Origin of the sequence: Rathayibacter sp. SD072, from assembly GCF_017355185.1 — a bacterium.
Classification (GTDB): Bacteria; Actinomycetota; Actinomycetes; order Actinomycetales; family Microbacteriaceae; genus Rathayibacter.
Genome location: NZ_JADILJ010000060.1, coordinates 1 through 19,028 on the forward strand (window position 1 = coordinate 1; position 19,028 = coordinate 19,028).

The window sequence follows — 19,028 nt, forward strand, 5'->3', positions numbered from 1 at the left end:
ACCGGCTCCGGGAAGACGGACGGAGGCGACGGACGGTGCGGCACGGGCACCGGCGCGACGAACGGCTCCGGAGCGGTCGGCGGCGCGGGTGCGACGAGGGGCTCGGGCTCGACGAAGGGCTCGGGCTCCGGTTCGGGTGCGACGAGGGGCTCCGGCTCCGGCACGACGACGGGCTCCGGCTCAGGTGTGGGTTCGGGCGCCACGACGGGCCTCGGCTCCGGCTCCGGCGTGAGCGCGGGCTCGGGCTCCGGCGCGACGACGGGCTCCGGCTCAGGGACGACGACCGGCACCGCGGGCGCCGTCGGCTGGGGGGCAGCGCCGGCTCCGAACGCTCCCCGACGACGACCCTCCGCGGGGACGAAGGACGCCACGGCCGGGTGCGGGAACTCGACGTGGTCGGTGTCGAGTTCGCAGAACTCTCCGATGACCGGCGCGACGGCCCCTCCGCCTGCGGCGAGCGCCGGAGCGAGCAGTGCCGGAGCGAGCAGTGCAGGGGCGACGACGGCGTGGTCGACCTCGTGCACGGTCGGCGCCTCGTCCGACTCCGGTCGCGCAGGATCGACCTCGAGGACGGGCACCGGCACCTCGGAGCGGGCGGGCACCTCGCGGGGCGTCCGCTCCTGCTTGAAGGCGGCGGCGCGGGGTCGGGAGAGGTCGGGGACGAAATCGGCGACCGCCGGGTTCGGGAACTCGATCGCGTCGGCGTCGAGCTCGCACGTCTCGCCGAGGACGGGCGCGGGGACCTCGAACACGGGGAGGTCCCGGGGCGGCACGGGCTCCGGGGCGGGCGGACGGGGCGGCACGGCGGTCCCGTGAGACGAGGCGTCGCGGTGATCCTGCGCGGAGTGATCCGGTTCCGCGTCGGCACCGGGGCGCACGAAGGAGAGCAGACGTCGGGCCGCGGTCGTCGCGCGCGCCATCAGCGCACGCTCCGTCCGGGCTCGTTCCGTCGTCCGAGGGTCATGTCTCCTCTTCGGAGCCCTCCGGTCGATCGGCTTGGTCCGTCGTGCGCTGCGGAAGCGCGTCCCCACCTGTGCATGGGCACAGTCTTCCGGTGCAGTGGCGCGAAACGAAACGCTGGGGGCACGGGACTCCCGCGTGTCGCCTCCTCCGCTCGACCCCGTGCGGGGGTGCGCGGAACCGGTGCGGCCGGGATGATCGGGGGATGGACCTCCCGTTCCCGCTCCCGATCGCCCCCATGCTCGCCAAGGCGGTCGCCGCCGTCCCCGCGCAGGACAGCGTCGCGGGCGGCTTCTCCTACGAGCCCAAGTGGGACGGATTCCGCGCGATCGTCTCGATCGCCGACGGCGTCGTCGAGATCGGCAGCCGCGGCTCCAAGCCGCTGACGCGCTACTTCCCCGAGCTCGTCGAGGCCCTCGCCCGCCTCCTCCCCGACGGCTGCGTCGTCGACGGCGAGATCGTGCTGGCGACCGGGCCGGAGGGCGCGCAGCGGCTCGACTGGGACCTCCTCTCGCAGCGCATCCATCCCGCGGCGAGCAGGGTCCGGACCCTCTCCGCCGAGACTCCTGCCATGCTCGTCGCCTTCGACCTCCTGGCCGTCGGCGGGCGCTCGCTGCTCGAGGAGCCGTACTCGGCGCGCCGCACCGCGCTGGCCGACCTGCTCGACGGCGTGCCGCATCCGCTCCACCTCGGACGCACCACCTCCGACGAGGCGCTGGCCCGTGACTGGCTCGACCGCTTCGAGGGCGCGGGGCTCGACGGAGTGATCGCCAAGCCGCTGGACGCCCCGTACGCCCCGGGGAAGCGCACGATGCTCAAGGTGAAGCACCACCGCACGGTCGACGTCGTCGCGATCGGGTACCGCGAGCACACGTCCAAGCCCGGCGTCGGCTCCCTCCTCCTGGGCCTCTTCGACTCCGACGGCGAGCTGCGGCAGGTCGGCGGCGCCTCGGCCTTCACCGACGCCCGCCGGCTCGAGCTCGTCGAGGAGCTCGCCGACGCGGTGGAGCGCGACGAGGCCGGGGAGCCCGTGCGCGGCGACGGCGAGCGGAGCCGGTTCTCGAGCGGGAGGGACACGTCCTTCGTCCGCCTGCGGCCGATCCGCGTGCTCGAGGTCCGCTACGACCAGCGCGAGGGCGACCGCTTCCGGCACACCGTGCAGTTCGAGCGCTGGCGCCCTGACCGCGAGGCGCGCTCGTGCACGTTCGAGCAGTTGGAGCAGCCGGTCGCCTACGACCTGCAGGACGTGCTGGGCTGAGGCTCAGTCGGCCGTCTTCTTCGCGCGGCTGGGCTGCACGCGGGGCGGCTCCCCCGGCATCTTGGGGAAGTCGGGCGGGAAGGGCAGCTCGCCGAGCCCGGCCGAGACGTCCCGCTCCCACCAGCCCAGCAGCGTCTCGAGCGTCCCGGGCGCGTCGTGCATGCGCGCCCACGGATCGCCCGTCTCGCGGAGCCGGTCGGGCACGGTGCGGATCGTGAACGCGGTCGGATCGACACCGTCGAGCTCGTCCCACTCCACGGGGCAGGAGACCGGCGCGTGCGGCAGCGGGCGGGGGCTGTAGGCGCCGGCGATCGTGCGGTCGCGGTTCGCCTGGTTGAAGTCGACGAAGAGGCGCTCGCCGCGCTCCTCCTTCCACCACGCGGTGGTGACGTCCCGGGGCATCCGGCGCTCGAGCTCGCGGGCGGCGGCGATCACCGCGTGCCGGACCACCAGGAACTCGTGCTCGGGCACGATCGGCGCGAACACGTGCAGACCCCGGTTGCCGGAGGTCTTGACGAACGGCTCGAGCCCGGCCTCGCGGAGGACCTCGCGGAGCACGTGCGCGGCGCGGACCGCCTCGGCGACTCCGGTGCCCGGCTGCGGGTCGAGATCGATGCGCAGCTGGTCGGGGTGGTCGGAGTCCTCGGCGCGCGAGGCCCACGGGTGGAAGACGAGCGTGTTCATCTGGGCGGCCCAGACCGCGACGGCCGGCTCGTCGATCACGAGCTGCGGATGCACGCGGCCGCTCGGGTAGGTCACCGGCACCGAGCGCACGTACTCGGGTGCGCCCTTCGGCGGGTTCTTCGAGAAGAACTGCTCGCCGTCGATCCCGGAGGAGAAGCGCTGCAGCGAGATCGGCCGGTCGCCGTTGGCCGCCACGAACGCGTCGCCCACAGCGATCAGGTACTCGGCGACCTCGCGCTTCGTGATCCCCGGCTCGGGGTAGAGCACCCGGTCGGGACTCGAGAGCCGCACCTCCCGCTCGCCGTGCGGTCCGGGGACGGTGAGGACGACGGCGTCACGGGGCATCCCCCCACGCTAGCCCGCGGCGCCGCCCGGCGACAGGGGACCGCCGGGGCGGCGGCGGAGGCGGATCGGCCCCTTCGCGCGGGAAGGATCGACGATCTGCCCGCCCTGGACGATGTCGATCTCGCCGCGGTCGACGAGTCGGCGCGCGGCGCGGCGCACCGGCTCCATCAGGGGCCGCCAGTCCTCGCCGCCGACCTTCCGCGCCACCTCCGACGGGCAGGCGGTCGAGGACGCGGCCCGGGCGAGCAGGACGGTGCGGATCTCGTCCTCCAGCCGCGCCTCCTCCGGCCCCACGCCGCGGCGGCGGCAGGCGTCGGAGCAGTACTTCACGTTCTCCCAGTCGCGCGCCCACTTCGCGCGCCACTGGATCTCGCGCCCGCAGGAGGCGCAGGTCTTGCTCTCGGGGCGGGCGGAGGACTCGCGGACGCGGTGGGCCATGCTCCGAGTCTGCGCGGGCGTCCGATCCTGTGCCACCGGTTGCGGGATGCCGAGGGGACCTGCAGGAGCCGGTGTCATACTCCGCAATGCGGCCCAGCGCCCCCGGCCGGTACGACAGGCTGGAGGGACCGTGCTGCGGCACGGAGGCGGGCCGTCCCGGTCGCCGCGCCGCACCCCGAACGATCAGGAGTCTCCGATGAGCCGTGAGAACCTCGCCACCACCTCCGACGCCGATGCGAGCGGGCACCACCGCGCCGCCTTCGCCGGCCTGTCACCGGAGGAGTTCAAGCTCGCGTTCCGCAATCACGCCGCCGGCGTCGCCCTGATCACGGCCGACCCGGGCACCGGACCCGTCGCGCTGACCGCGACGTCGGTGTTCTCGGTCAGCGCCGAGCCCCCGCTCTTCGTCTTCTCGCTGTCCGCCGCCTCCTCGAGCACGCCCGCGATCCGCGCCTCCGAGACGCTCGTCGTGCACCTGCTCGGGGCGCAGCAGCTCGACCTCGCCCGCCTGGGCTCGACCAGCGGCATCGACCGCTTCGCCGACACGTCGCTCTGGTCGCGACTGCCCACCGGCGAGCCGTACTTCCCGGCCGCCGCGGCGTGGATCCGGGGCACCGTCATCAACCGCATGGAGGCGGGCTCGTCGACGATCGTCGCGGTGCACGCCCTCGAGGCGCACGTGCCGGAGGACTCGGACGCCGCGGCTCCGCTCGTCTACCACAACCGCACCTGGCACCACCTCGGCGAGCACTCGCGCCTGGGCTGACCCGCTCGAACGCGAGAGCGGCCGTCCTCGGGGTCCGAGGGCGGCCGCTCCGGCGTTCCGCCCGGCTCAGTCCTCGCCGACGGCCACCGGGCGGCCGGGCGTGCTCGACCACTGCGACCAGGAGCCCGGGAACACCTGCGGGGCGAAGCCCGCGAGCGTGAGGGCGACCGCGTCGGCCGCGGCCGTCACTCCGGAGCCGCAGTAGACGCCCACGGGTGCCGACGCGGTGACGCCGAGGGACTCGAAGCGGGCGCGCAGCTCGTCGGCCGGGAGGAAGCGGCCGCTCTCGTCGACGTTCGCCGTGGCCGGAGCATTGCGCGCGCCGGGGATGTGCCCCGCGCGCGGATCGATCGGCTCGACCTCGCCGCGGAAGCGCTCCGGCGCCCGGGCGTCGAGCAGCACGCCGTGCTCGGGCAGGGCGGCGGCCTCGTCGATGTCGAGCACCGGGAGTGCTCCGTAGCGCAGCTCGACGTCGCCCGCGGCAGGCTCGACGGGTCCGGTCTCGAGGGGGCGGCCCGAGGCGGTCCAGGCCCGGAGGGATCCGTCGAGCAGGCGCACGTCGGCGACTCCCGCGTAGCGGAGCAGCCACCAGGCGCGAGCGGCGGACAGGTTCTTCAGGTCGTCGTAGACGACGACGGGCTGCCCCTGGCGAAGCCCCCAGCGCCGCGCCGCCTCCTGCAGCCGGTCGACGGAGGGCAGCGGGTGCCGGCCCTCCTCCGGTGCGCCGTGCTGCGCGAGCTCGTGATCGAGGTCGACGTAGACGGCGCCGGGCACGTGGCCCTCGAGGAAGGCGGGGCGCCCGTCAGGGCGATCGAGCCGCCAGCGCACGTCGAGGACGAGCGGCGGCGCGGGCGAGGCGAGGGCCGCCTCGAGCTCGTCGGGTGCGACGAGCACGGAGCTGCGGGCGGGGATGTCGGTCATGACGGTCCTTTCGAGGGGCGCGCTCACAGCGCTGTTCCGGGATTCAGGATGCCCTGCGGATCGAAGACCCGCCGCAGCGCGCGCTGCAGGGCGACGACCTCGGGGCCGAGCTCGCGGCGGGCCCACTCGCGCTTGAGCACTCCGACGCCGTGCTCGCCGCTGACCGTTCCGCCGAGTTCGAGGGCGAGGGCGAACACCGCGTCGGCGGCTGCCTCGGCCTGGAGGCGGGCGGCCTCGGAGTCGTCGCGGAGTCGGATGATCGGGTGCAGGTTGCCGTCGCCCGCGTGGGCGAAGACGTACACGTCGGCGCCGGTGCCGTCCGCGATCGCGTGCACCCTCCGGATCGCCTCGGCGAGCCGGGACCGCGGCACGGCGATGTCCTCGATGAGGACCCGCCCGCGCGCCTCGATCGCCGGGAGGGCGTCGCGGCGGGCCGAGGCGAGGGCGAGTCCCTCCGCGGGATCGAGCGTCGTCTCGACGCTCACGGCGGTGGGGGCGAGGACGGAGCGCACGGCCTCGATCTCCTCCGCCGCTCCGAAGCCGTCGGTCTGCACCAGCAGGAAGGCGCCGCCGCGCAGGGCGAGGCCGGTGCCGCGCAGCGCGTCGATGGCCCCGAGCGTGCGGTCGTCGACGAGCTCGAGGACGCTGGGCCGGAGCCCCGCCCGTGCGAGGGCGGTCGCGGCCTCGGCACCGGCGGCGACGTCGGTGAAGTAGGCGGCGGCGGTGGCCGTGGAGCGGGGCCGCGGCAGGAGGCGGAGCGTGGCTCCGACGATCACGCCCAGACTCCCCTCCGACCCCACGACCAGCGCGGTGAGGTCGAGACCGACGACGCCCTTCAGGGTGTCGCGGCCGAGGTGCACGAGCGAGCCGTCGGCGAGGACCACGTCCAGGGCGAGCACGGCGTCGCGGGTGACGCCGTACTTCGCCCCGCGCAGACCCCCGGCGTTGGTCGCGATGGTGCCGCCGATCGTCGAGATCTCGACGCTGCCCGGATCGGGGGCGTAGAGGAGCCCGTGCTCGGCCGCCGCGCGGTCGAGGTCGGCGGTGATCACTCCGGGCTCGACGCGCGCGATCTGGTCGACGGGGTCGATCGAGAGGATGCGGTCCAGACCCGAGACGTCGAGCACCAGGGCCCCCTCCCCCGCGCTGGCGCCGCCGGCGAGTCCGGAGGCGGCGCCGCGGGTCACGACGGGGAGGCCGTGCAGGGAGGCGTGCGCGAGGGTCGCGCGCACCTCGTCGACCGAGCGGGCGCGGACGACTCCCGCCGGCACTCCGCCCGGGGACCAGCCCGAGCGGTCGGCGCGGACCACCTCCACGTCGACGGCGCTCATGCTCCGGCCCGCACGATGAGGGGAGCCCCCTCGGGCGAGGCCCTCACCCGCTCGAGGAACAGCACGACGGTCGCGGCGACGGAGCGGTGCGACACGTCGTTGAGGACGTCGTGGCGTCCGCCCGCGACGAGGTGGATCTCGGCGTGCGGGGCGGTCCGGAGCACCGCGACGGCCTCGTCGAGGGGGCTGACCGGGTCGGCGTCGCCGTGCAGCGCCAGCAGCGGCGCCCGGACGGCGCTCGCCGCCACCGCGAGCAGCTCGGGCGGGAGGACGACGGTGGGAGCGGAGCCGGTCTCGCGCTCGAGCACGCCCGCATGGTTCGGGCAGGCCGTGCGGTCGCCGATGGCCGCGCCCCCGGAGCGGACCGGCAGTCCTGCGACCACGACGGCGTCGACCTCCGCGGTGGCGGCGATCTCGAGGGCGACCGCCGCTCCGGCGTCGGAGCCGACGACCACGACGGGAGCGGCGAGCGAGCGGTCGGCGAGCAGGGCGCGGGCGGCGTCGACCGTGCTCTCGGCCGTCGCGTCGCCGAGGACGCGGACCCGGTAGGCGTCGCGGGCGATCCGGGTGCCGAAGCGCTCGTAGACGGCCGGAGTCTCGCCGCGGCCGGCGAGGACGACGAGGGTGCCGCGCGGGGCGATCCCGTCCGGCTCGTCGAAGGCGAGGACGGGTGCGGTGGTGGCGGCGGGGGCGGTGACGGTCATGCGGGGACCCTCTCTGAAACGGTGGGGACGGGGACGGGATCCAGGAGCTCGGCGAGGGCGAGCGGCGTGCGGGCCGCCTCCGCCCCGCGCAGGCCGAGCAGGTGCTGGAGGCGCTCGTTGAGTGGAGCGGGGACGCCGGTGCGCCGGGAGAGCAGCACGATCTCTCCGGTCAGCAGGTCGACCTCGCTGCCGGCTCCGCGGGCGAAGCTCTGCCAGGTCGAGAGGCGGCCGGGGACGTGACCGGGGACGGGCTCGACGACGAGGCGGGTGCCGTCGTCCTCGGCGATCGCGCGGCCGTCGGCGAGCAGCACGGCACGCGCCTCCGCGGCGAGCGCCGTGCGCGCCCGCGTCCGCTCGTCGTCGCTCCCGGCGAAGAGGTCGAGGCCGTTCGCGGTGTTGACGATCAGCTTCCGCGCTTTCCAGGCGCTGATGCCGGGCACGGCGCGCGCGGCGAATCCGGCGCTGCGCAGGAGCGCGGCGTACTCCTCGGCGCGCGGGTCGAGCGCGTCCGGGTACCGCCCGATCCAGAGGACCCCGACGGTCGGGAAGGACGGCGAGACGACCTCGCCCGGTGCGAGGAAGCTCGCGGCGATGCCGATCGAGACGCCGAAGACGTCCCGGAAACGGCGCAGCGCCGCGTCCTCGGCCGCGAGGCCGTTCTGCAGGGTCAGCACCGGGAGCTCCGCCCCCGCGCCTCCTCCCGCGAGCGGCGTCCAGGCCCACTCGGCGAGCGCCGCCGCGGCGTCCTGCGCCTTGACCGCGAGCACGAGCACGTCGCCGCGGGTGGGAGCGACCTCCTCCGGGCCCGAGGCGACCGGGACCGCGACGGTCTCGTCTCCGGAGGGACGGCGCAGCTTCAGCCCCCGCTCGCGCAGCACGCGGAGCTGCTCGCCGCGGGCGACGAGGACCACGGCGTGCCCGGCGAGGTGCAGCTGGGCGGCGAGGACGGAGCCGACGGCGCCCGCCCCGATGACGACGATGCGGCCGCTCATGCCGGGACTGCCGAGACACGGGCGCCCGGGACCGCGGCCAGGAGCGCGCGCGTGTACTCGGCCTCGGGCGCGCCGAAGACGCGGGCGGTCGTGCCCGTCTCCTCCACGCGCCCCCGGTTCAGCACGACCACTTCGTGCGCCACGTCGGCGACGACGGCGAGGTCGTGCGAGACGAACAGGTACGCCACTCCGAGGTCCTGCTGCAGCTCGACGAGCAGGGCGAGGATCTGCGCCTGCACCGAGACGTCGAGGGCCGAGACGGGCTCGTCGAGCAGCACGAGGTCCGGGCCGAGGGCGAGCGCCCGGGCGATCGCGACCCGCTGACGCTGGCCGCCCGAGAGCTCGGCGGGCAGGCGCGGGAGGGACGAGGCGGGCAGGCCGACGCGGTCCAGCAGCTCCCGCGCGCGCTCGATCCGCGAAGCCCGGTCGCCGACCCGGAAGGAGACGAGCGGCTCGATCACCGACTCGAGCACGGTGAAGCGCGGATCGAGGGCCGCGAACGGGTTCTGGTGGACGAGCTGGATCCGGCGGCGCAGCGGTCGCCACTGCCGCTCGCGCGCTCCGGTCACGTCGACGCCCTCCACGAGCACGCGACCGCTGGTCGGCGCGACGAGACCGAGGGCGACGCGCAGCGCGGTGGTCTTGCCCGATCCGGACTCCCCCACCAGGGCGAGCGTGCGCCCGGCGTGGAGCGAGAAGGAGACGTCGTCGAGCGCGCGGAAACCGGCTCGGCGCCCCGGCAGCGCGTACTCCTTCACCGCGTTCTTGATCCGGAGCACCTCGGGAGCCGGCTCGACGCGCGTGAACCGCGGCGCGATCGTTCCGCCGTGCCCGAGCCCGGGAGCGGCGGCGATCAGAGCGCGGGTGCACTCCTCGCGGGGAGCGACCAGGATCCGCTCGGGCGTGCCCTGCTCCACCACGCGACCGGCGCGCATCACGAGCACGCGGTCGGCGCGGTCGGCGGCCACGGCGAGGTCGTGCGTGATGATCAGCAGCGAGATGCCCTGCTCGCGGACCAGCGACTGCAGGTGGTCGAGGATCCGCTTCTGCACGGTCACGTCGAGGGCCGAGGTGGGCTCGTCGGCGATGATCAGCCGCGGCTTCCCGGCGAGGGCGATCGCGATGAGCGCTCGCTGGCGGAGTCCGCCCGAGAGCTGGTGCGGATACTGCCGCGCGCGCAGGTCGGGATCGTCGATGCCCGCCTGCTCGAGTGCCTCGCGCACCTCGGCGGGCACCGAGCGGCGGTCGACTCCGCGCAGGCGCACGGCCTCGGCGACCTGGGCGCCGATCCGGAGCGTCGGGTTCAGCCCGACCATCGGGTCCTGCGGCACGAGGGCGACGACGCGGCCGCGGAGCCGGCGCAGCTCCTTCTCGGACGCCGCGGTGACGTCGGCTCCGCCGATCGTGATCGAGCCACCGGTGACGCGCCCGTTCGCGGGCAGCAGTCCCAGCAGGGCGTTCGCCGTCGTCGACTTGCCCGACCCCGACTCCCCGACGACCGCCACGATCTCCCCGGGCGCGATCTCGAGCGACACGTCGTGCACGACCGGCTGCCCGTCGTACGCGACAGCCAGGTGATCGAGACGGACCAGGGCGCTCATCGCTGCACCTCCTCGACGGTCTTGGCGACGTGGTTGAGCGAGAAGACGAGGAGTCCGACGAAGAGCCCGGGCAGGAGCGAGAGCCACGGGCTGGTGACGAGGTAGTTGCGCCCGGTCGAGATGAGGGTGCCCCACTCGGCGGCGGGCGGAGCGGCACCGAAGCCGAGGAAGCTCAGCGCGGCGACCGCGATGATCGCCGTGCCGAGGTCGAGGACGGCGAGGACCGCGACCGGACCCCAGGAGTTCGGCAGCACGTGCCGCACGAGCACCCGCAGGCGGGTCGCGCCGCCCGTCCGCGCCGCCTCGACGTAGGGCAGCGTCTTCACCCGGAGCACCTCGGCGCGGGTCGTCCGCGCGAAGCCGGGCAGGATGCCGATGCCGACCGCGAGGGCGACGGGCAGCGTCCCGAATCCGATCGCCGTGACGATCGCGAGGGCGAGCAGCAGCCCGGGGACGGCGAGCAGGACGTCGACCACGCGCATGATCACGGCGTCCACCACTCCGCCGGCGTAGCCCGAGACGACCCCGAGGGCGAGACCGCCGACGAGCGCGATGGCGAGCGCGACGACCGTCGCCTGGATCGTCAGTGCTCCCCCGTGCAGCACCCGGGCGAAGAGATCGCGTCCGAGCTCGTCGGTGCCGAAGAGGTGGGCGGGGCTCGGCGCCTGCAGCTTGTCCGCCGGAGCGGTCGCGAACGGGTCGTAGGCGGTGAACAGCGCCGGCGCGATCGCCGAGAGCAGCACGAAGACCGCGAAGGCGAGCGCCAGGAGGAAGCCGGGGCGGCGCAGGAGGAGTCGGAGCGTCCTGCACCGTCTCGCGCCCCGCCCGTGCGGGACGGCGACGGGAGCGGTCGCCGGGGCGGTCGTGACGGCCGCCCCGGGCCGGGTGAGTTCGAGCGTCATGGTCGAGCCGCCTTCGAGGTGTGGGTGATGCGCGGATCCAGGAGCGGGTAGAGCAGGTCGACGAGCAGGTTGATGCCCACGAAGACCGCGGCGGCGAGCACGACGATCGCCTGCACCACCGGCACGTCCTGGGTGAGCACCGACTCCTGGGCGAGGGTGCCGATGCCCTGCCGGGCGAAGATCGTCTCGGCCACGATCGCGCCGGTGACCGTGTTGCCCGCGAGGACGCCCAGGATCGTGAGGGTCGGCAGCGAGGCGTTGCGGAACGCGTGCCGCCACTGCACCGCCCCGCGGCCCAGGCCTTTGGCGCGCGCAGTAGTGATGTACGACTCCGCCTGCACGTCGGCGAAGCTGCGGGTGAGCACCTGGGCCAGCATCGCCGAGGTCGGGATCGCCATCGTGACCGCCGGCAGGATCAGACCCGCCGGAGTCGCGCTGCCCGTGGAGGGCAGCAGGTGCAGCGTGAAGGCGAAGAACTGCACGAGCAGGAGCCCGATCCAGAAGCCGGGGAACGCGACCCCCGCCGACGGGAGCCGGCCGAGCACGACCTTCAGCGGCCGCCACTGCACGTACGCCGCCAGGTACGCGAGCGCGGTCCCGCCGATCAGCGCGAGGCCGATGGCGAGCGCGCTGATCTGGAGGGTGCCCGGCAGTTTCTGGGCGATCAGCTCGGTGACCGGGATCCCCTTGGTGATCGACGTGCCGAAGTCGCCGCGCAGCGCGTCGGCCAGCATGCCCGCGTACTGCTGCCACACCGGCTGATCGAGGCCGTAGCGCGCCTGCGCCTCGGCGAGCTGCTGCGGCGAGAGGGAGTCGAGCTCCACGTTGTTCGCCGAGAGGAGCAGTGCCAGCGGATCGCTCGGCAGCAGCCAGAGCACCGCGAACGTGAGGGTGTACGCGGCCCAGAGCACCAGCACGGCCTGGGCGATCCTCCCGGCCAGGTAGCGGCCGAGATCTGAGGGCGCCGAGCGCACCCCGGTCGTGGCCGGCGCCGCCTGGAGCGTCGTCATCGCTGGATCCACGCGTCGGCGAAGTCGCCGAACGACTCCGAGGTGAAGCGGAAGCCGTGGACGCTCGAAGAGACGCCCGCCAGCTGCACCCGCTCGGCGAAGGGCAGCACGAGCGCGTTGTCGATCAGGTACTCCTGCAGGTCGGCGTACACCGCCGCGCGTGCCGTCGGGTCGATCGTCTGCACGCCCTCGTCGAGCAGCGCCTGCACCTCCGTCGCCTGCTCGGGCGCGAAGTTGTTGAGCGCCTGCGCCTTCGACCCGGCGACGCGCGCGTCGACGATCCACTGGATCACTCCGGGATCCGCTCGCGTGTAGTAGGTCGAGATGAGGTCGTACTGCCCGCTGCCGAGCACCTCGGCGCGCTGCGCGTTGGTGATCACGTTCAGCTCGAGCTCGATGCCGACCTGCTTCAGCTGGTCCTGGATCAGCTGGTCGCCCGCGCCGAACTGGGTGACGATCGGCACCGAGAGCGTGAGCCTCTCGCCGCCCTTCGAGCGGTAGCCGTCGTCTCCGAGCACCCAGCCCGCCTCGTCGAGCAGCTCCGCGGCGCCGTCGGGGTCGAACGCCAGCGCGTCCGAGTGGTCGGCGTAGTAGGGCGTGGTCGTGTTGTAGACGCTGGTGACCGCCGGGTACTCGGCGCCGAAGACCGTCGAGGCGTAGGTCTCGCGGTCGATCGCCTTCTGCACGGCCTTGCGCACCCGCTCGTCCGAGAGGATCCGCCCCTCGGAGACGTTGGGGTAGTAGTTGCTCGCCGGACCGGGCAGCGCACGGCTCTCGACGGTGTCGCCTCCGCCGGTGATCACCGCCTGGTCGTTCTCGGAGATCGGGTTGCGCGGCCATGCGATGTCGATCTCGTCGCTGGTCAGCTGGCCCACGCGCACGCTGTCCTCGGCGACGTAGGTGACGTCGATCCCGTCGAGGTGCGCCTCGCCCGTGTTCTCGCGCAGCGCCGAGCCCCACGCGTAGCCCTCGCGCTTGTCGAGCGTGATGCCCGTGCCCGGCGTGTAGTCGGTCAGGGTGAAGGGACCCGAGCCGACGACGTTCCCGAGGCAGCGCTCCTCCGGGGTCGCCGCGTACGAGGAGGCCGCGAGGATCGCGAGGTTCGTCGTCGACGTGCCCTGCAGGAACGAGGCGTTCGGGGTGGAGAACCGCACGGTCGCGGTGTCGGCGTCCACGACGTCCGTGCCCGCGTAGCCGGCGAGGTAGACGCCGCCGTAGGCCGACGGCAGCTCGGCGAGCGTCGCCCGGGCGCTGTCGAACGCGGTCTTCACGCTCTCGGCGGTGAACGCGGTGCCGTCCGTGAAGGTGACGTCGTCGCGCAGGTCGAAGGTGTACTCGGTGCCCGCCTCGTTGACCGTCCAGTCGGTGGCGAGCCACGGCCGGATCTCGCCGGTCTCGGGATCCTGGTCGGTCAGGGAGTCGGCGACGTTGCGGATCACGGTGCGGTGCTCGATCCAGTAGGTCTGGAACGGGTCGACGCACGAGAACGCGGCGTTGTCCGGGAAGAAGGCGAGCCGGAGCCGTCCGCCGTCGACCGGGGTCGAGGAGTCGGCGCCCGTGCCCGCCTCGGACGCGCCGGAGCAGGCGGTGAGGGCGAGGGCCGAGGCGAGGACGAGCGCCGCGGCGCGGGATCGTCGGAAGGGTGCGGTCATGTCGATGTCTCCAGGAGGGGTCAGTGCGCGGCGGCCGCGAGGCTGCGGGTGCCGGCGAGGAGGAGGGCGGCGTCGTCCTGCGGCGGGTGCACGCGGGAGGCGAGGACGTCGCGGAGGTGGCGCTCGAGCGGGTTGTGCCGCGTGAGCCCCGGGTTGCCGAGGGCGGCGACCGCGGTCTCGACCGCGGTGACCGCCGAGCGGGTGGCGAGCAGCTTGCCGAGAAGGACGCGCTCCGCGGCCTGCGGATCGCCCGCGTCCACGCGCGCGGCGAGCGAGAGCAGGACCTCCTCGGCCTGCACGAGCTGCGCCTGGATCTCGCCGGCGACGGAGCGGATCCGCTCGGTGGTCGCGATCGGCCGCCCGAGCGAGGTGGGGATCCGCTCGTTCGCGAACCGGACGAAGAAGCGCTGCGCGGCGCGCCCGACGCCGACGTAGAGCGCGGCGACCGCGAGTCCGAAGGCGCCGGCGGCCCCCGCCTCGGGAGGCAGCTGCGAGCGCGGCGTGCCGCGGAAGTGCTCGAGCGGGATCCGCACGCGCTCGTAGAGCACGTCGTGGGTGCTCGAGGCGCGCTGACCGAGGTGGTCCCAGGTCCTCTCGATCCGCACGCCCTCCGCGTCGCCGGGGACGATCGCGTGGCCGAGCTCCGGCTCCCCCGACCCGCCCTGCAGATCCACTGCCCAGACCAGGTGGTAGGCCAGGCCCTCGGAGCCGGTGGCGAAGCCCTTGCGCCCCTCGAGGACCCAGTGGTCGCCCTGGCGGCGGATCGTGGTGGCCGGGAGTCCTCCGCGGGCGGGCGCTCCCCACTCCGGCTCGGCCCGCACCGCGTTGAGCAGCACCGGTCGCTCCCGGGAGTCGGCGAGGACGGCGCGGTAGAGCTCCTCGGGCCAGACGCCCGTGCGGTCCTGCGCCGCGTGCTGCAGCGCGGTCATCGCCGAGATCAGCGCGACGGCCGGGTCGCCCGCGCCGAGGGCGCCGAAGACGCGCACGAGATCCACCGTCGAGGCGGGCCGGCCGCCGTAGCGGGTGCCGACCGCGAGGGTGAGCAGTCCGGCGTCGTGGACCGCGCGGATGCCCTCCCAGGGGAACTCGGCGGTGCGGTCGTAGTGCTCCGCCGTCTCGGCGAGTCGTGCGGTGACGCGGGCGAGGGCGCGGTCCGACAGATCGGCGGTGGCCGGCAGCGGTTCCGTCAGGAGCGTCACGCGGACACCTCCGCGAGCTCGCGCTCGGCCTCGAGCGGAGGCTGCGCCACGATCTCGCCTCGGCGCCCGGTCGCGTCGCGGTGCGCGAGCTCCTGCCGCACGAGGGGGATGAGGTACCGCCCGTAGTCGATCGCGTCGTCGAGGTTGTCGTACCCGCGGATCGAGATCAGGTCGGCGCCGAGATCGACGTAGTCGAGGATCGCCGCGGCCACGGTCTCCGGGGTGCCGACGAGCGCGGTCGACGCGCCCTGGGCGCCGGTGGCCGTCGCGGTCGGCGTCCAGAGCGCGCGGTCGTGCAGGTCCTTGCGCTTCGCGATGTCGAGCAGGCGCTGCGAGCCGACGTTCGCGGGGCCGGCGGCGGCGGGGGTCTGCACCCACAGCCCCTTCTCGCCCTTGCGCGGGTGCGCGGTGGCCGTGCGGCCCTGCAGGATCCCGAGGATCCGGTGCGCCTTCTCCCAGGCGAGCTCCTCCGTCGGCGCGATGATCGGCCGGAAGGTGACCCAGGTGCGCGGAGTGTCCGCGCGGCCCGCCGCGATCGCCGCGTCCGCGATCCGGTCGATCTGCTGCTGCGTGTCGGCCAGCGGCTCGCCCCACAGCCCGAAGACGTCCGCGAGCGCCCCGCCCTGCCGGTAGGCCTCGTCACTCGATCCCCCGACCGAGACCGGGATGTCGCCGCGCACCGGGCGGACCCGGGAGACGAAGTCCTCGAAGCGGTAGTACCGGCCGACGTGGTCGAACGGCTCGGTCGCCGACCAGACGCGCCGCAGGATCCGGATGTACTCCTCCTGCCGCGCGTAGCGCTCGGCCTTGTCGAGGCGGTCGCCCTCGCGGGCCTGCTCGTGGTCGCTCCCTCCGGCGATGAGGTGCACCACCGCCCGGCCGCCCGAGAGCTGGTCGAGGGTGGCGAGCGCCTTCGCCGCGACCGTCGGGTACACCGTGTTCGGGCGCAGCGCCACGATCGGCTTCAGGTGCTCGGTGGACTGCGTGACCGCCGCGGCGATCGTGAACGGGTCGTGACCGGCGCTGCCGTAGGGGACGAGGGTGTAGTCGAATCCGCCCTCCTCCAGGATCCGGGAGTAGCGGCGGAGATAGGGGACGTCGATCGCGCTGTCGGCGAGGCCGTTGACCTCGTTGGAGCGGTTGACGTTGATGGCGGAGATGAACTCGACGGCCACGGGAGGTCCTTTCAGGAGGGTGAGCAGAGCGCAGGAGGGCGCGGCGGAGGGACCCCGCTGAGAGGGTCGATCGCGTGCGGAGGAGTCGGCCGGACCCCGGAGGGGCTCGGCGCGACGAGCGAGTCGGCAGCAGCACGTCAGTAGCCGCGCGACAGGATCAGCGCGTCAGACGCGGCGCGTGAGAAGCCGCGTCAGAAGCGGCGCGTCAGAAGGAGACCGGACAGGAACATCCGCGCACCGGCGCGGAGGTGTTCCCGTCCTGGCGCATTCGCGCACAGGTCGACCCCTCGACTCCACGGCGCATCGCACGGTCGGCGCGGAGGGGCGCGGCCGGGGCGAGGGCACGGGAGGAGGTCATGTCCACGACGCTACGGGGCGGGGTCGCGGGGCGTCCAACGATGATTCCGGATGCGTTCCGATCGGCGCTCCCGATCGTTGGTAACCTCCCGACTCATTCGTCGCGAGGGACGTCACGCGCGCAGTCCGTGGGGTACGGGCGAGAGCCGCGAACGGGTCGTCCCGAACACCTCCGCGAGTGCGGCGAGCGCCGTCTCCTCGACGTCCGGAGCGAGTCCGCGGCGCGAGACGAGGCGGAGGTTCACAGAGCCCAGCGCGGGCAGGTCGCGGCGCACCTCGAGCCCCTCCGCGACGGCGCCCGCGTGCGCGGTGGGCAGGACGGCCACTCCGATGCCGGCGCGTGCCGCGGCGATGACCCCCTCGAGCGCCGCCGCCTCGGCGACCACGTGCACCTCGTGCCCGAAGGCGCCGAGCTGCTGCAGCGCCCGCTGGCGCATGCCGCACGGCTCGGAGTAGGCCACGAGCGGCAGCGGGACGCCCTCGGGCGCCTGCCAGCCGGGCGCCGCGTACCAGTCGAGCGGGAGGGTCGCGACCTGGCGTCCCGGCAGGTCGCCGCCCACGCCGAGGATCACCGCGAGGTCGACCACTCCTCGCGCCACGGCCTCGGCGAGCTGCGTCGAGCGGTCGAGGGAGAAGGTCAGCGGCCGGTCGTCGAACGCGCGCCGCAGAGTGTTGAGCAGGCGCGGCAGCAGCTGCTCGGCCGCCGGCTCGGTGAGCCCGAGGGCGAGCGGGTTCTCGGTGGCGGCGTCGAGCGCCTCGAGCGCGTCGTCGTGCACGGCGAGGATGCGGCGGGCCTGCACGAGCAGGCGCTCGCCGGCCGGAGTGAACCGCGCCTTCCGGCCCGCCTTCTCGATGAAGGTCCGCTCGAGGCGGCGCTCGAGGGTGCGGACGTGCTGCGAGACGGTGGGCTGGCTGATGTGCAGGGCGACCGCAGCACGGCCGAATCCACCGCAGTCGGCGATCGCCACGAGCGTGCGCAGGTGGACGATGTCGAGGGTCTCCGGCATGCTCCCGAGGCTAGGGAGGCCCTCGCCGTCGGGCGACCCGGACCGCAACACGGCGACACGGCGGCGCCCCCGCCGCGGACCGGAGGCCGCAGCGGGGGCGAGCGGAGCACGCGGGGTCAGTGCGCGAGCACCGGCTCCGCGGCGGACGGCTCCTGGGCGGCAGCCGATCGGCGGCGGAACAGCAGCACCGAGAGCACGGCGCCGAGCGCGAAGAAGCCCGCACCCCATCCGTAGGCCACCGCGTAGCTCTGGACCGCGGCCTGCGCTGCGACCAGCGAGGTGACCGGGGAGTTCGCCGCGAGGTAGTCGGTGACCGCGGTCGCCGCGAGCGTGTTCAGCAGCGCGGTGCCGATCGATCCGCCGACCTGCTGACTGGTGTTGACCATCGCCGACGCGACGCCGGCGAAGCGCGGATCCACTCCGCGGGTCGCCGTCTGCATCGCCCCGGGCATGATCGAGCCCATCGCGGCGCCGAGCACCATCAGCGCCGGCAGCACGTCGGCCGCGTAGGCGCTGTCGAGGTCGAGGCGCGTGAGCAGCAGCATCCCGACGACGCCGAGCAGCATGCCGGACGGCACCATGATCTTCGGGCCGAAGCGCGGCAGGAGCAGGTTGGTCGAGAGCTGCGCGGCGAGCACGAGCATGCCGATCATCGGCAGGAACGAGAGCCCCGTGCGGATCGGCGAGTAGCCGAGCGAGACCTGCAGGTAGTAGGTGACGAAGAGGAAGATGCCGAACATGCCGGCTCCGGCGATCAGCACCGCGAGGTAGGCGGCGCCGCGATCGCGGTCGAGCACGATGTGCAGCGGCAGCAGCGGGTGCTCCGTCGAGCGCTGGCGCAGCACGAAGCAGGCGAGCAGCAGCACGGCGGCCGCCAGCGGCGCCCAGGTCATCGGCGAGTCCCAGCCGTCGGACTCGGCGTTGGCGAAGCCGAGCACCAGCCCGAAGAGCGCTGCCGAGACGAGCAGCGTGCCCGGCACGTCGAGCCTCGGGCGCGGGCCGCTGCGCTCGATCGGCGGCACGAAGACGATCGCCCCGATCACGGCGACGACCGCGATCACGACGTTGATGTAGAGGTTCCAGCGCCAGTCGAAGCTCTCGGTCAGCACTCCACCGAGGAGGAGGCCTACCGCGCCGCCCGCGCCGGCGATCGCACCGAAGACGCCGAACGCCCGCGCCCGCTCCTTCGGCACGGTGAACGTCGTGGTGAGGACCGCCAGCGCGGTGGGAGCCAGCAGCGCGCCGAAGACGCCCTGCAGCGCGCGGGCCGCGATCAGCAGCTCGAAGCTGCCGGCGGCGCCGCCCAGGGCCGAGGCGATCGCGAAGCCGATCAGGCCGATCACGAAGGTGCGCTTGCGGCCGAGGAGGTCCGAGAGCCGGCCGCCGAGCAGCAGGAGGCTGCCGAAGGCGAGGGAGTAGGCGGTGACGACCCACTGGCGGTCGCCGTCCGAGAAGCCGAGGTCGGCCTGGGCGGCCGGGAGGGCGATGTTCACGACCGTGGAGTCGAGGACCACCATCAGCTGGGCGAGGCCGACGGCCACGAGGGTCCACCAGCGGCGGTTCGAGGGGGCCGGGGCCGCGGAGGCGGCGACGGCCGGCAGGGAGGAGGTCTGCGTCATGAGGGAGAACCTATACGAGACTGAGTGGTTCCGATACTGAGAAGTCTCGAAACTTCTCGGTTCCGCAACTCCCGGATTCCTGACCTACCCTGGAGCGACCAGCCGCC

Annotated in this window: 16 protein-coding genes and 1 pseudogene; 2 read left to right on the plus strand and 15 right to left on the minus strand. The window is 74.2% G+C overall.

Annotated features, from left to right (window positions below):
* Positions 1 to 920: pseudogene (locus IOC53_RS16965) on the minus strand (hypothetical protein); the annotation flags it as partial.
* 245 nt (positions 921 to 1,165) lie between these two features.
* On the opposite strand from IOC53_RS16965, the gene IOC53_RS16970 reads away from it, so the two are divergent.
* Complete coding sequence (locus IOC53_RS16970) at positions 1,166 to 2,218, plus strand: ATP-dependent DNA ligase (protein WP_207407572.1); 1,053 nt, start codon at positions 1,166 to 1,168, stop codon at positions 2,216 to 2,218.
* A 3-nt stretch (positions 2,219 to 2,221) separates the two neighbouring features.
* Here the strand turns inward: IOC53_RS16970 and ligD are convergent, their stop codons facing one another.
* Complete coding sequence (ligD, locus tag IOC53_RS16975; RefSeq protein WP_207407574.1) at positions 2,222 to 3,247, minus strand: non-homologous end-joining DNA ligase; 1,026 nt, start codon at positions 3,245 to 3,247, stop codon at positions 2,222 to 2,224.
* A gap of 9 nt (positions 3,248 to 3,256) precedes the next feature.
* Positions 3,257 to 3,685 (minus strand): DUF2256 and DUF3253 domain-containing protein, encoded by a 429-nt coding sequence (locus IOC53_RS16980; RefSeq protein WP_207407576.1) that lies wholly within the window; start codon positions 3,683 to 3,685, stop codon positions 3,257 to 3,259.
* 196 nt (positions 3,686 to 3,881) lie between these two features.
* Between IOC53_RS16980 and IOC53_RS16985 the strand changes: the two genes are divergently transcribed.
* Positions 3,882 to 4,451: a flavin reductase family protein gene (locus IOC53_RS16985; protein ID WP_207407578.1), complete on the plus strand. Its 570-nt coding sequence runs from the start codon at positions 3,882 to 3,884 to the stop codon at positions 4,449 to 4,451.
* A 66-nt stretch (positions 4,452 to 4,517) separates the two neighbouring features.
* On the opposite strand, the gene IOC53_RS16990 is transcribed toward IOC53_RS16985, so the two are convergent.
* From IOC53_RS16990 to IOC53_RS17045, 12 genes are all read right to left on the minus strand, one after another.
* Positions 4,518 to 5,372, minus strand: a complete 855-nt coding sequence (locus IOC53_RS16990) for a sulfurtransferase (RefSeq protein ID WP_207407580.1) — start codon at positions 5,370 to 5,372, stop codon at positions 4,518 to 4,520.
* A gap of 23 nt (positions 5,373 to 5,395) precedes the next feature.
* On the minus strand, positions 5,396 to 6,703 hold the full coding sequence (locus tag IOC53_RS16995; protein WP_207407582.1) for an FAD-binding oxidoreductase: 1,308 nt from the start codon (positions 6,701 to 6,703) through the stop codon (positions 5,396 to 5,398).
* The gene (locus IOC53_RS17000; protein WP_207407584.1) at positions 6,700 to 7,407 is read right to left on the minus strand and encodes an alpha/beta hydrolase; all 708 of its coding nucleotides are present in this window, start codon (positions 7,405 to 7,407) and stop codon (positions 6,700 to 6,702) included. The genes IOC53_RS16995 and IOC53_RS17000 overlap by 4 nt, the downstream gene beginning before the upstream one ends.
* On the minus strand, positions 7,404 to 8,399 hold the full coding sequence (locus IOC53_RS17005) for a ketopantoate reductase family protein (RefSeq protein ID WP_207407585.1): 996 nt from the start codon (positions 8,397 to 8,399) through the stop codon (positions 7,404 to 7,406). Before IOC53_RS17005 ends, IOC53_RS17000 begins: the two co-directional genes overlap by 4 nt.
* Complete coding sequence (locus IOC53_RS17010; protein WP_207407587.1) at positions 8,396 to 10,000, minus strand: ABC transporter ATP-binding protein; 1,605 nt, start codon at positions 9,998 to 10,000, stop codon at positions 8,396 to 8,398. Before IOC53_RS17010 ends, IOC53_RS17005 begins: the two co-directional genes overlap by 4 nt.
* Complete coding sequence (locus IOC53_RS17015) at positions 9,997 to 10,902, minus strand: ABC transporter permease (protein WP_207407589.1); 906 nt, start codon at positions 10,900 to 10,902, stop codon at positions 9,997 to 9,999. The genes IOC53_RS17010 and IOC53_RS17015 overlap by 4 nt, the downstream gene beginning before the upstream one ends.
* Complete coding sequence (locus tag IOC53_RS17020) at positions 10,899 to 11,912, minus strand: ABC transporter permease (RefSeq protein WP_207407591.1); 1,014 nt, start codon at positions 11,910 to 11,912, stop codon at positions 10,899 to 10,901. The genes IOC53_RS17015 and IOC53_RS17020 overlap by 4 nt, the downstream gene beginning before the upstream one ends.
* Positions 11,909 to 13,564 (minus strand): ABC transporter substrate-binding protein, encoded by a 1,656-nt coding sequence (locus IOC53_RS17025; RefSeq protein WP_207407593.1) that lies wholly within the window; start codon positions 13,562 to 13,564, stop codon positions 11,909 to 11,911. Before IOC53_RS17025 ends, IOC53_RS17020 begins: the two co-directional genes overlap by 4 nt.
* A gap of 20 nt (positions 13,565 to 13,584) precedes the next feature.
* Positions 13,585 to 14,763 (minus strand): acyl-CoA dehydrogenase family protein, encoded by a 1,179-nt coding sequence (locus tag IOC53_RS17030; protein WP_307786235.1) that lies wholly within the window; start codon positions 14,761 to 14,763, stop codon positions 13,585 to 13,587.
* Positions 14,760 to 15,938 (minus strand): LLM class flavin-dependent oxidoreductase, encoded by a 1,179-nt coding sequence (locus IOC53_RS17035; RefSeq protein ID WP_207407596.1) that lies wholly within the window; start codon positions 15,936 to 15,938, stop codon positions 14,760 to 14,762. The genes IOC53_RS17030 and IOC53_RS17035 overlap by 4 nt, the downstream gene beginning before the upstream one ends.
* Positions 15,939 to 16,408: 470 nt before the next feature.
* Positions 16,409 to 17,302 carry a LysR family transcriptional regulator gene (locus IOC53_RS17040; protein ID WP_207407598.1) on the minus strand — a complete coding sequence of 298 codons (894 nt, stop codon included), beginning with the start codon at positions 17,300 to 17,302 and terminating at the stop codon, positions 16,409 to 16,411.
* A gap of 116 nt (positions 17,303 to 17,418) precedes the next feature.
* Complete coding sequence (locus IOC53_RS17045) at positions 17,419 to 18,921, minus strand: MFS transporter (RefSeq protein WP_207407600.1); 1,503 nt, start codon at positions 18,919 to 18,921, stop codon at positions 17,419 to 17,421.
* Between the last annotated feature and the right edge of the window lie 107 nt (positions 18,922 to 19,028).